This is a genomic window from Streptomyces sp. NPDC041796 (assembly GCF_055590785.1).
Window position 1 is genome coordinate 272,135 of the sequence record NZ_JBVJAH010000005.1, and the last position, 11,732, is coordinate 283,866.

Annotated in this window: 10 protein-coding genes and 1 tRNA gene; 8 read left to right on the forward strand and 3 right to left on the reverse strand. The window is 72.7% G+C overall.

Translation table 11 applies throughout. The annotated features are described in order from the left end of the window. Positions 1 to 199: 199 nt before the first annotated feature. Complete coding sequence (locus tag ACZ6C1_RS12115) at positions 200 to 1,045, reverse strand: NAD(P)H-binding protein (protein WP_469240370.1); 846 nt, start codon at positions 1,043 to 1,045, stop codon at positions 200 to 202. A gap of 113 nt (positions 1,046 to 1,158) precedes the next feature. Here ACZ6C1_RS12115 and ACZ6C1_RS12120 point away from each other — a divergent pair, with 113 nt between their 5' ends. Further along, positions 1,159 to 1,536, forward strand: coding sequence for a winged helix-turn-helix transcriptional regulator (locus tag ACZ6C1_RS12120; protein ID WP_469240165.1), 378 nt, complete (start codon positions 1,159 to 1,161; stop codon positions 1,534 to 1,536). Positions 1,537 to 1,621: 85 nt separating this feature from the next. On the opposite strand, the gene ACZ6C1_RS12125 is transcribed toward ACZ6C1_RS12120, so the two are convergent. Together ACZ6C1_RS12125 and ACZ6C1_RS12130 are read right to left on the reverse strand one after the other, a co-directional pair. Beyond that, positions 1,622 to 1,864, reverse strand: a complete 243-nt coding sequence (locus tag ACZ6C1_RS12125; protein WP_469240166.1) for a hypothetical protein — start codon at positions 1,862 to 1,864, stop codon at positions 1,622 to 1,624. A gap of 276 nt (positions 1,865 to 2,140) precedes the next feature. Beyond that, positions 2,141 to 2,216: transfer RNA gene (locus ACZ6C1_RS12130), tRNA-Arg, on the reverse strand. A gap of 314 nt (positions 2,217 to 2,530) precedes the next feature. Between ACZ6C1_RS12130 and ACZ6C1_RS12135 the strand changes: the two genes are divergently transcribed. From ACZ6C1_RS12135 to ACZ6C1_RS12165, 7 genes are all read left to right on the forward strand, one after another. After that, positions 2,531 to 4,126, forward strand: coding sequence for a dynamin family protein (locus tag ACZ6C1_RS12135; RefSeq protein ID WP_469240372.1), 1,596 nt, complete (start codon positions 2,531 to 2,533; stop codon positions 4,124 to 4,126). Further along, a complete protein-coding gene (locus ACZ6C1_RS12140; protein ID WP_469240167.1) occupies positions 4,123 to 5,946 on the forward strand; it encodes a YfjP family GTPase in 1,824 nt (607 codons plus the stop codon). Before ACZ6C1_RS12135 ends, ACZ6C1_RS12140 begins: the two co-directional genes overlap by 4 nt. Positions 5,947 to 6,139: 193 nt before the next feature. Further along, a complete protein-coding gene (locus ACZ6C1_RS12145) occupies positions 6,140 to 6,685 on the forward strand; it encodes a single-stranded DNA-binding protein (protein WP_469240168.1) in 546 nt (181 codons plus the stop codon). Positions 6,686 to 6,927: 242 nt separating this feature from the next. Beyond that, on the forward strand, positions 6,928 to 8,358 hold the full coding sequence (locus tag ACZ6C1_RS12150; RefSeq protein WP_469240169.1) for a Cys-Gln thioester bond-forming surface protein: 1,431 nt from the start codon (positions 6,928 to 6,930) through the stop codon (positions 8,356 to 8,358). Between the two features lie 608 nt (positions 8,359 to 8,966). After that, the gene (gene ettA / locus ACZ6C1_RS12155; protein WP_469240170.1) at positions 8,967 to 10,631 is read left to right on the forward strand and encodes an energy-dependent translational throttle protein EttA; all 1,665 of its coding nucleotides are present in this window, start codon (positions 8,967 to 8,969) and stop codon (positions 10,629 to 10,631) included. Between the two features lie 10 nt (positions 10,632 to 10,641). Beyond that, positions 10,642 to 11,076, forward strand: a complete 435-nt coding sequence (locus ACZ6C1_RS12160) for an acyl-CoA thioesterase (RefSeq protein WP_469240171.1) — start codon at positions 10,642 to 10,644, stop codon at positions 11,074 to 11,076. After that, positions 11,073 to 11,732 carry a DUF8010 domain-containing protein gene (locus ACZ6C1_RS12165; protein WP_469240172.1) on the forward strand — a complete coding sequence of 220 codons (660 nt, stop codon included), beginning with the start codon at positions 11,073 to 11,075 and terminating at the stop codon, positions 11,730 to 11,732. The genes ACZ6C1_RS12160 and ACZ6C1_RS12165 overlap by 4 nt, the downstream gene beginning before the upstream one ends.

The following is an 11,732-nucleotide window of genomic DNA, read 5'->3' on the forward strand; positions in this document are numbered from 1 at the left end:
AGCATGCCGCCTGACACTCCCGTGACGCGGTCGATCGTCCCCGTGGCGACCATACGCCACCCGGCCGCCGGTCGCTCGTGCACGGCAGGTTGTGGCCACACCAACTGCCGTGCGGAGGCCCGTGGTTCGGGCGCGACCCCGCGGCCATCCGGCGGAGAGGTCACCGTTTCACCGGTGGGCCTGTGCGGGCGGGCGGGGGCTACCGGAAGGCGGCGACATGACGCTCGGCCCAGTCGGCGAAGGTGCGGGGCGCACGACCGAGCACCCGCTCGACGTCGGGGCTGATGCGCTGCTCGGCGGGGGTGGGTGCACCGAGGATGTCGAGCGTGGTCTCGACGACGGGCTCGGGCATGAAGCGCAGCATCTCCGCGCGGGCCTCCTCGCGGGTCTGCTCGACGAAGCCGACCGGCTCTCCGAGCGCCTGGCCGATGGCCTCGGCCCGCTGCCGGGGCGTGCTCAGGGCCGGCCCGGTCAGTTCGTAGGCACGCCCGGCGTGGCCGTCCTCGCGCAGGGCCGCCGTGGCGACCTCGGCGATGTCGTCCGGGTCGACGGCGGGCACGCCGGTGTCGGCGAACGGGGCGGCGATCAGTCGTCGGGAGCGGACCGAGTCGGCCCAGGCGTACGCGTTGGAGTGGAAGCCGCCGGGACGCAGGATCGTCCACTCCATGCCCGACCGCCGGACGGCGTCCTCGATGGACCGGGCGGTGTCCCCGTGGGAAGCCGACTCCGGCCGTGTGGTGACGCCTTGCGAGGACAGCAGCACGACCCTCCGTACGCCACCGGCTTCGGCGGCGGCGACGATCTCCCGGGGCTGCAGCATGTGCATGCTGGGCCCGCCGTTCTGCAGGAACAGCGCGTCGGCTCCCTCGAACACCGGCCGCAGGCTCTCGGCATCGACCAGGTCCGCCCGCTTGGTCCGGACACCTTCCGGTACGTCGGCCTCCGCAACGCCCCGGGACGTCGCGACGACCGTGTCTTCGGCTGCCGCGAGGAACCGCACCACCGACCGGCCGACGTTGCCGGTCGCCCCTGTCACTACGAACACCATGAACTCCCCTGTGCATGTGCGTGGTTGCCGACTCGTTGCCGACGCGGGGACGCTAACACCGCCGGTATAGTAGGTACCTAGAGGAAAGTGACTGTGGCGGAGGGAAGCGCATGACGAGCACCGACACCCCCACCGACCCGGAACTCGCCTGCCCCATAAGCCCGGTCGTGGACATCGTGTTCAGCCGCTGGACCACACCGATCCTCTGGACCCTCCACACCTACGGCCGGCAGCGCTTCGTCGAACTGGAACGCCGCGTCTCCCGGATCACCCCCAAGGTCCTCACCCAGCGCCTGCGCCAACTCGAACGCGACGGCCTGATCACCCGCACCTACCACCCGGAGGTCCCGCCCCGGGTCGAGTACGAGATCAGCCCCCTCGGCCGCAGCCTCGCCCCGCTCTTCGCCCACCTCGCCGAATGGGCCACCACCCACCTGCCCGCCGTCGAACAGGCCCGGCACACCTACGACACGGCCGACCCCCGCTGACCCCAGCCACCTGGGCGCCCCGCCGCATCGCCCCCGGGCACCGGCCTTGCCGGAGAGCGCCGGCCGGCCCCATGGCGGCCGACGGTCACACGCGCGAGGTGCTCTTCACCGCCGTCTTCGCCCTCCAGGACCGCCGGATCCACCGGGCGAGCCCGCCGGCGGCCAGCGAGGCGAGAATGGCTCCCCAGTCGATGACGTGCGGCAGTCCGGGGAAGAAGGCGAAGAACGCGAGCGCGGCCACAAGACCCACCAGGAACGCGGCGATTCCCTCCCGGCGCCGTCGTGTCCGCTGCGCCGATTCCGGGGTCTCGCCCTGCTGCTCCGTCATGAACCGACCCGTTTCGTGATGTGGTGGCACTGGCTCCCGCGCCGTATCCCGTTGACGTTCAGGCGGCCCGATGTCCGTGCGTCTACTTGGCGGGACGGCCGTCCCGTACCGTCCCGCACCGTCCGTGCCGTCCGTGCCGGACGTGGGAGGCCGCTCCGGGGCGGCGGAGGGGTGGGTGGGGCTGCGAGGGAAGTGGAGCGCGCCCGGGCGCCACGGGCCGGCCGGGCGGGCGGCGTGGTGGTGGGTGGCGGGCGTGAGGCAGGTCGGACGGCCGGTTGGCGCCCCCGGCAGGACTCGAACCTGCGGCCAAGCGCTTAGAAGGCGCCTGCTCTATCCACTGAGCTACGGGGGCCGGTGGTGGCCTTGTGGCCTGGAGCCCCTGCTGGGTGGTCCGTGACCTTGCCGGGGACAAGGATAGGGCTCCGATCGCCTTGACCCGGTCGCTTCGCCTGCGTGGCACGATGTGGAGGTTCGGTGAAGCGAACCGATAATCGCAGGCAGGTGCGATTCCTGCAGCGCTTTTCACGTCTCACGCCTCGGGTGTTGTGTACTCGTTATGCCTGCGCCCCACTCATCCCGTCTATCCCTTGTGTCCGATCGGCGCGCAGAGAGCGCCATACGCTTCAAAAAGGTCATGAAATTGGGCATTCTTCGCATGTGGTGACCTTGGACGTACGGCCTCAGCTCATCGACGCACTCTCCGCCCTGCGCGACCGTGTCGCTGCCGTGCGTCTCCCACTCCCCCTTCCGGGTGCGCCACGGGCGCGGCAGACGCGGGCCGAGTTGCTCGCGCAGCTCGACGACTATCTGGTGCCCCGCCTCAAGGAGCCCGAAGCTCCGCTGCTCGCCGTCGTCGGCGGGTCCACCGGGGCCGGGAAGTCGACCCTCGTCAACTCGCTCGTCGGGCGGCGGGTCAGCGAGGCGGGGGTGCTCAGGCCCACCACGCGGACGCCCGTCCTCGTCTGCCACCCCGACGATCACCACTGGTTCGCCGGGATGCGGGTGCTGCCGCAGCTCACCCGGGTGTGGACGCCCCACGACGGGGAGGCGGACGGGGACACCGGCGAGGAGCGGGCCCTGCGGGTCGAGACCGCCGACACCGTCCCGCGCGGGCTGGCCCTGCTCGACGCCCCGGACATCGACTCGCTCGTCGTGGAGAGCCGCGAGCTGGCCGCCGAACTGATCTGCGCCGCCGACGTGTGGGTGATGGTGACCACCGCCTCCCGGTACGCCGACGCCGTGCCCTGGCACCTGCTGCGCACCGCCAAGGAGTACGACGCCACGCTCGTCACCGTCCTGGACCGGGTGCCGCACCAAGTGATCAACGAGGTGTCGCGGCAGTACGAGGCGCTCCTCGCCCGCGCCGGGCTGGGCGAGGTACCCCGGTTCACCATCCCCGAACTGCCCGAGTCCGCCGGTGGCGGCAGCGGGCTCCTCCCCGACACCGCCGTCGCCCCGCTGCGCGCCTGGCTCGCCCACCGCGCCCAGGACCCCGCGGCCCGGCAGCAGACCGTCGGGCGCACGGCCGGCGGGGTGATCGACTCGCTGAACGCACGGATGCCGGAGCTGGCCGGGGCCGTCGCCGCGCAGTACGCCGCGGCCGTGCGCCTCACCGGAGCCGTCCAGATCGCGTACGAGCACGAGGGCGAACGGGTGCGCCGTGAACTGCGGCGCGGCGCCGTACTCGCCGGTGACGCCCGCACCCGCTGGCGCGGCTACCCCCGTGACTGCTCGGCCACCGAACTGCTCGACTCCCTCGCCGAGTCCCTCACCGCCCTCCTGCAGTGCGCGGTCGCCGCCGCCTACGAACACGTACGGGAATCGTGGCGGCGCGAACCGGCCGCCCGGGCACTGGACGCCTGGGACGGGCCGTCGGCCGGGCCCGACCGGGAGACCGGCGAGCGCATCGGCATGGCCGTACGGCGCTGGCGGCGCGTCCTGGAGGAGCTGGCCGAGGACGAGGTCCGGCGGATGGACCGGGCCTCCGCCCCGGACGCCGAGACGGCGGCGGCGCTCCTCGCGGCCGCGCTGCTCGGCGGGCGCAGGGCACGCAGCGCCGGGGAGCGGCTCGCCGAGCTGCTGGGCGCCCAGGGCGCCCTGCGGCTGCGCGACCGGGGCGGCGAACTGGTCACCACGTACATCGACCGCGTCCTGGACGAGGAGCGGACCAGGCGGCTCCAGCCGCTCCGGGCCCTCGACGTGACCCCGGAACCACAGGCCGAGCTCATCGCCGCGCTGTCCCGACTGCAGAAGGAGAGGTGACGGCGGTGAGCGCCGTTGACGAACGCTGGGACGACGGGCTGATCGCCCGCCGGGTGCAGGAACAGGCCGCCGACGACGGCGGACCCCTGCCGGACGAGCCGCACATGCCGATCGGTGAGGCGTACGCCGGGACCCTCCGGATGCGACTGGATGCCCTGCGGGAGCTCGTGGGCCTGTCCAGGACCCGGCTGGACGGTGACACGCTCGCCGAGGCCGGCCGGGTGCTGGACGAGGCCGCCGCACGGCAGCGGTTGTCGTCGAAGCACACCGTCGTCGCGATCGCCGGCCCCACGGGGAGCGGAAAGTCGACGCTGATCAACGCGCTGGCGGGCGTACCGGTCTCGGAGACCGGCCTCCGCCGGCCCACCACGGCCAACCCCATCGCCTGTACCTGGTCCGAGGGCGCGGCCGGACTCCTGGACCGGCTCGCCATCCCCGGGCGGCTTCGGCGCCGGCCTCTGGCGGGCGGGATCGGCGACGAGGCGTTGCAGGGCCTGGTCCTGATCGACCTGCCCGACCACGACTCGGCGGTCACCGCCCACCGCAGGCAGGTCGACCGGGTGCTGGCGCTGGTGGACGCGGTCATCTGGGTCGTCGACCCGGAGAAGTACGCGGACGCGGCGCTCCACGAGCGGTACTTGAGGCCGCTCGCGGGGCACGCCGAGGTGACGTTCGTGGTCCTCAACCAGGTCGACCGGCTGCCGGGCGATGCCGCCCACCAGGTGCTCGACGACCTGCGGCGGCTGCTCGACGAGGACGGCATGGCTCTCGGTGAGCACGGTGAACCGGGGGCCACGGTCCTCGCGGTGTCCGCGCTCACCGGAGAGGGCGTGGGAGAGCTGCGGGAACTGCTGGGGGCGTTCGTGCAGGGCCGCGGTGCCGCCGAGCGGCGTCTGTCGGCCGACGTGGACGCGGCCGCGGCCCGGTTGCGTCCGGTGTACGTGGCGGACGGGCGCCCCGGGCTCGGTGAGCGTTCCCGCGAGGACTTCGGGGCCCGGCTCGCCGTCGCCGTCGGCGCGCGGGCGGCCGGGGAGGCCGCGGAACGCGACTGGCGGCGCAACGCGGGACGGGCGTGCGGGACACCGTGGCTGCGGCTGTGGCGCTGGTACGAGCGGCTCCGTACGCAGGGGAGCGCGGCGGGCGCGGAGGAGGGCGCCGAGGCCAAGGCCACGGCGGCGGAGGAGGACGAACTGACGGCACGCCAGCGCGTCGAGCAGGCCGTGCGGATCGTCGCGGAGGAGGCGGCGCACGGGCTGCCGGTGCCCTGGGCGCAGGCGGTGCGCGAGGCGGCGGTGCGCGGGGCGCGTGGGCTGCCGGAGGCGCTCGACGAGCTGGCCGTGTCGGTGGGCTCCCCGCCGGCCGGCGGGCGGCCGCCCCGGCCGGCCTGGTGGCCGGCGGCGGTACTGGCCCAGGCGGCCATGACGCTGTTGCAGTTCTACGGCGCCCTGTGGCTGGTGGGCCAGATCGTCGGCGTCCTGGAACCGGGACTGGTCCCGCCGGTCCTGATCATGCTGGCCGGCATCCTCGGAGGGCCGCTGGTGGAGTGGGCGTGCGCGGCGGCGGCCCGGGGGCCCGCCCGGCGGTACGGGCAGGAGACCGAGCGGCGGCTGCGGGAGGCCGCGGCGGGGTGCGGGCGGGCGATGGTCCTCGACCCGATCGCCGCGGAGCTGATGCGGTACCGCGAGGTGCGTGAGCGGTACGCCCATGTGGCGCGCGGGCGCGGGGAGGGCGGGGGCCCTGGCGGAGCGGTCGTGCGGACGAATGTCGGGCGGTCGGGCCCGACGGGGCAGCCGGGGTATGTGGAGCTGCGGAGGGTGTGACGCCCGGTGGGGACGACAGGGGCGACGGGGGCGACAGGGGCGGTGGGGGCGCGTGGTGCAGCCGGGTGGGTGTCCTCCATGCGGGTGGTGGAGTTGTGCACAGGCGGGGGCTTGTCCACAGGGCCGAGCGGGCTTTCGGCGGGCGGGCCAGCATGGGGCTCAGTCAGCAGGACGACCGCGAGGGGTGGGTGTCATGAACGACACGATGGTGACCGTGGTGGGCAATGTGGCGACGAGTGTCGACTACCGCGACACCGCGATGGGGGGTGTGGCGAAATTCCGGTTCGCCGCGACCGCGCGCCGCTGGGACCGGGAGAAGGCCGGCTGGGTCGACGGCCACACGAGTTTCTACACGGTGAGCGCGTGGCGGGCGCTGGGCGCGAATCTGGCCGCGTCGGTCTCGGTCGGCGATCCGTTGGTCGTCCACGGGCGGCTGAGGGTGCGGGAGGAGGACTGGGACGGTCAGCGCAGGACGTTCGTCGACATCGACGCGTCGGCGGTGGGCCACGACCTGACGCGCGGGACGGCCGCGTTCAGGAGGGTGATGAAGGGGGAGCCCCGCCCGGCGGACCGGGTGGACGGGGTGCGGGAGGCGGCCGACGGCGGGGCCGGCGACGGCGCGGCGGCCGACGGGGGAGCGGGTGACGGTGGAACGGGTGACGGTGGAGCCGGTCACGGCGCAACTGGTCACGGGGGAGGAGGTGGTGCGGTGGAGCGGCAAGTGGAGCTGGTGTCGTGACGGTGTGTCAATAGTGGGGCACCGAGTGACGCGGTGATGTGGAGATTCGGCGAGCGCGGGCCCGCTGAAACGGCGTTCGGGATAACGATTCCGATTCGGAATGGTTGTCTGACGGTATGACAGGGGACTGTGCATGGCCGCCTCTCTAGGATTCCCGGGTACCCACGGGGCACTTGAGTCGGCAGGCGAGGCACTCCCCCCACGCGCCACAGGCGCAAAGGTCTCGCCCGGAGGGGAATTCTGTGTTTGCTGGGCTTTCTGTACGGAGGTGGAGGAGGCGTCCCGCCCGTCTCCTCGCCGCGGTCGTGACTTCCGGTCTGGTCGCCGGAGGATTCATAGCCGGGGCGTCCTCCGCCGCGGCCGACGAGGCGCCTCAGCACGAGGGCGGTGCCGCCGCCACGCTCAACGGGCTGACCACCTTCGACCAGGCGGTGCTCCGCGTCGACGGCGAGAAGCAGGAGATCCCGGCCGGCCTGTTCGAGATGACCGTCGACGGGGGCGGGACCCTGAAGACGTACTGCGTCGACCTCCACAACCCCACCCAGGAGAAGGCCCGGTACCTGGAGACCTCCTGGGACCAGACCTCCCTCGGCGGGAACAAGGACGCGGGCAGGATCCGGTGGATCCTCCAGCACTCCTACCCGCAGGTCGACGACCTGGTGGGGCTGGCGGCCGACGCCGGCACGGGACCGCTGACCGCCCAGACCGCGGCCGCCGGCACCCAGGTCGCCATCTGGCGGTACTCGGACAACGCACAGGTCCAGGCGCTCGACCCGGCAGCCGAGAAGCTCGCCGACTGGCTGGAGAAGGAGGCCGAGAACGTCGCGGAGCCCAAGGCGTCGCTCAGCCTGGAGCCCAGCGCCGTGTCCGGTCCGGCCGGCACCAGACTCGGCCCGGTGACCGTGCGCACCGACGCCGGCCGGGTCACGGTGGCCCCGCCCGCCGACGCGGCCGCCAGCGGCATCAGGATCACCGACCACGGCGGCAAGCCGGTCACCACGGCGACGGACGGCAGCCTGCTGTACGTCGACGTGCCCGCCAAGGCCGCCGACGGCTCCGCCGACCTGACCGTGCAGGCCACCACGTCCGTTCCGGTCGGCCGGGTCTTCGCCGGAGTCACCAAGAGCCAGACGCAGATCCTGGCCGGCTCCAGCGAGTCGACCGTGTCCGCCACCGCCACCGCCACATGGGCCACGTCGGGCGCCATCCCGGCGCTCTCGGCCAGGAAGAACTGCGCCAAGGGCGGCGTGGACGTCACCGCCACGAACAAGGGCGACACCGCGTTCGCCTTCGAGCTCATGGGGCTCACGCACACCGTCCAGGCCGGTGAGTCCCGGACGGTGACCGTCCCGGTCGCGGAGGACCAGACCTACGACTTCACCATCACCGGGCCCGGCGGACTCCGGAAGACGTTCACGGGCATCCTCGACTGCCGGACCACGGGCAGCACGGCCGTCGCGATGACCGGCCAGCAGGGCGGCGTCGCGCCCAGCCCCCTCTCGGCCGGCGGCACCTCGGCCGGCCCGGCCGCGACGGACGACGGCCCGGATCTCGCCGAAACGGGAGCCTCCGGCGCCACGCCGATGATCGCGGGCATCGCCCTGGCGATGCTGGTGATCGGCGGGGCCGCCGTCTTCCTCCTCCGTAAGAAGGGTCCCGGCGCCGAGGACTGACCGCCCCCCGCCCGGCGGCACGGGGGCGGCACGGGGTGGGGCCCCGCCGTTGGACGTGCCCGCGCGCCGGCGGGTCGGGCCGAACTGTGCGGACCATGAGGCGGCATGGCCCCGTCTAGCTGCTGTCGCCCGGGGCGCCCCGGGCGCCCGGGCCACCGGGTCCCGGCCCCCGGGTCGCCGGGTCCGGTCCCTGGCGCCGTGCGACGGCCGATCGCACGCCGGGAGGCGGCGGGGACACGGCACAGGACCCGGCCCGTCATGCGCCGGCGGAACGCCCGCGAGGCGCCAGTGGAACCGCCGCGAGGCGACAGAGGAACGACGGCGACGAGCGAGACGCCCGCACAGCGATCGCGAGGCGCCCGCGGAACGACGGCGACAACGAGGCGCCTGCGAGGCGCCCGCACAGCGACCGCGAGGCGACAGAGGAACGGCCGACAGCGACCGCGAGGCGCCCGCGGAGCGGCCGCGGAACGTGACCGGTTCACTACCGGGGTGCCGCTCGGGGCGGCGGGGTCGGGGTCCCGAGGGACTACTGGTTTCCTTCGCGGGGTGGACGTCAGGCAAGATGGGGTGTATCTGCCCACTCTCGGACTGCCGGACGGTTTCTCTTGGCTGAGTACATCTACACGATGCGCAAGACGCGCAAGGCGCACGGCGACAAGGTCATTCTCGATGACGTGACGCTGAGCTTCCTGCCCGGTGCGAAGATCGGTGTGGTCGGCCCGAACGGCGCCGGTAAGTCGACCGTGCTCAAGATCATGGCCGGTCTGGAGCAGCCGTCCAACGGTGACGCGTTCCTGTCGCCCGGGTACACCGTCGGCATCCTGCTGCAGGAGCCGCCGCTGGACGAGTCGAAGACCGTCCTGGAGAACGTCCAGGACGGCGTCGCCGAGATCAAGGGCAAGCTGGACCGGTTCAACGCCATCGCCGAGGAGATGGCCACGAACTACACCGACGCGCTCATGGAGGAAATGGGCAAGCTCCAGGAGGAGCTGGACCACGCCAACGCGTGGGACCTCGACGCCCAGCTCGAGCAGGCCATGGACGCCCTGGGCTGCCCGCCCGGCGACTGGGCCGTGACCAACCTCTCCGGTGGTGAGAAGCGCCGCGTCGCGCTCTGCAAGCTGCTGCTGGAGGCCCCCGACCTGCTGCTGCTCGACGAGCCCACCAACCACCTGGACGCCGAGTCCGTCCAGTGGCTGGAGCAGCACCTCGCCAAGTACGCCGGCACCGTCGTCGCCATCACCCACGACCGGTACTTCCTCGACAACGTCGCCGAGTGGATCCTGGAGCTCGACCGCGGCCGCGCCCACCCCTACGAGGGCAACTACTCCACCTACCTGGAGAACAAGGCCGCGCGCCTGAAGGTCGAGGGCCAGAAGGACGCCAAGCGCCAGAAGCGGCTCAAGGAAGAGCTGGAGTGGGTCCGCTCCAACGCCAAGGGACGCCAGGCCAAGTCCAAGGCCCGTCTCGCCCGCTACGAGGAGATGGCCGCCGAGGCGGACAAGATGCGGAAGCTGGACTTCGAGGAGATCCAGATCCCGCCGGGCCCGCGTCTGGGCAGCGTCGTCGTCGAGGTCGAGAACCTCAACAAGGCCTTCGGTGACAAGGTCCTCATCGACGACCTGAGCTTCAGCCTCCCGCGCAACGGCATCGTCGGCGTCATCGGCCCGAACGGCGCGGGCAAGACCACGCTGTTCAAGATGATCCAGGGCCTGGAGGAGCCGGACTCCGGCTCGATCCGCGTCGGCGAGACCGTCAAGATCTCCTACGTCGACCAGAGCCGCGCCAACATCGACCCGAAGAAGACGCTGTGGGCGGTCGTCTCCGACGAGCTCGACTACATCAACGTCGGTCAGGTCGAGATGCCGTCGCGGGCGTACGTGTCCGCCTTCGGCTTCAAGGGCCCGGACCAGCAGAAGCCGGCCGGTGTCCTGTCCGGTGGTGAGCGCAACCGCCTCAACCTGGCGCTGACCCTCAAGCAGGGCGGCAACCTGCTGCTCCTCGACGAGCCGACGAACGACCTGGACGTCGAGACCCTGTCGTCGCTGGAGAACGCGCTGCTGGAGTTCCCGGGCGCGGCCGTGGTCGTCTCCCACGACCGCTGGTTCCTGGACCGGGTCGCGACGCACATCCTGGCGTACGAGGGCGACTCCAAGTGGTTCTGGTTCGAGGGCAACTTCGAGTCGTACGAGAAGAACAAGATCGAGCGCCTCGGCCCGGACGCGGCACGGCCGCACCGCGCCACGTACAAGAAGCTGACCCGGGGCTGAGGCAGCGACTGTGGCTCGTCACATCTACAGCTGCCCCCTGCGCTGGTCGGACATGGACGCCTTCGGGCACGTCAACAACGTCGTCTTCCTCCGCTATCTGGAGGAGGCGCGGATCGACTTCATGTTCCGGCTGGCGCCGGGGGACGGTTCCCCCTCGTTCTCCGGCGGGTCGGTCGTGGCCCGGCACGAGATCGACTACGTACGGCCGTTGGTCCACCGGCACGAGCCGGTGACCATCGAGTCGTGGGTCACCAAGATCGGTGCGGCGTCGCTGACGATCGCGTACGAGATCAAGGACCCGGACCAGGTGTACGTGCGCGCTTCGACGATCGTCGTGCCGTACGACCTCCAGGCCCAGCGTCCTCGCCGCATCACGGAGGAGGAGCGCTCGTTCCTCGAGGAGTATGTCGACGACGGCATGCGCGGGGAGCCCGCGGCCGCATGACGCCGCCGCTGCACTTCGCCGACGCCAGGGAGGCGGCCGACCTCGCGGCCTTCCTGGCCCGGCTGATCCACTACGACCGGGCCGCCGCCGTCCGCCTCCAGGCGGGTGGCGGCACCCTGGCCGTGTTCGGACGGCCGGCGTCCTTCGAGGTGCTGGCCATCCGGACGGCCGCGCTCCTGGACGACGTGCCGCTGGACGTCACCGTCTCCGCGGGGCAGCTCCTCGACGGCATCGAGGAGTCGGCGGGCAAGGCCATGGTGCCCGCCCCCGTCACGGGCCCGCCCTGGGCGGGTGTCCTGCCCCCGCGCGGCGGCTGGCGGGAGGTCCCGGGTCTTCCGGACGCCGCCGGGCTGCGCGGCGCGGTGGGTGCGGCGGTGGCGGAATTCCGGGCGCGGGACGGCGAGTTGCCAGCCGAGCGCCGCACGCGCGCCGAACGCGACCGGATCGGCCGGGAGATCTGGTCCCGCACGATCGGTTCGACGGGCCTGCCGCTGCGGGCCGTGCACGCCGCCCAGTCGCTGGGCTTCCTGCCGCCGCACGAGGTGCCGGTGGCCCTGCTCGCCGCGGGGTCGTGGCTGCGGCTGCGCACCCCCTACGGATCGATCGCCGTCCGCAAGGCCGGTCTCGGCACCGGACTGAGCGTCACCGCGGTCTGA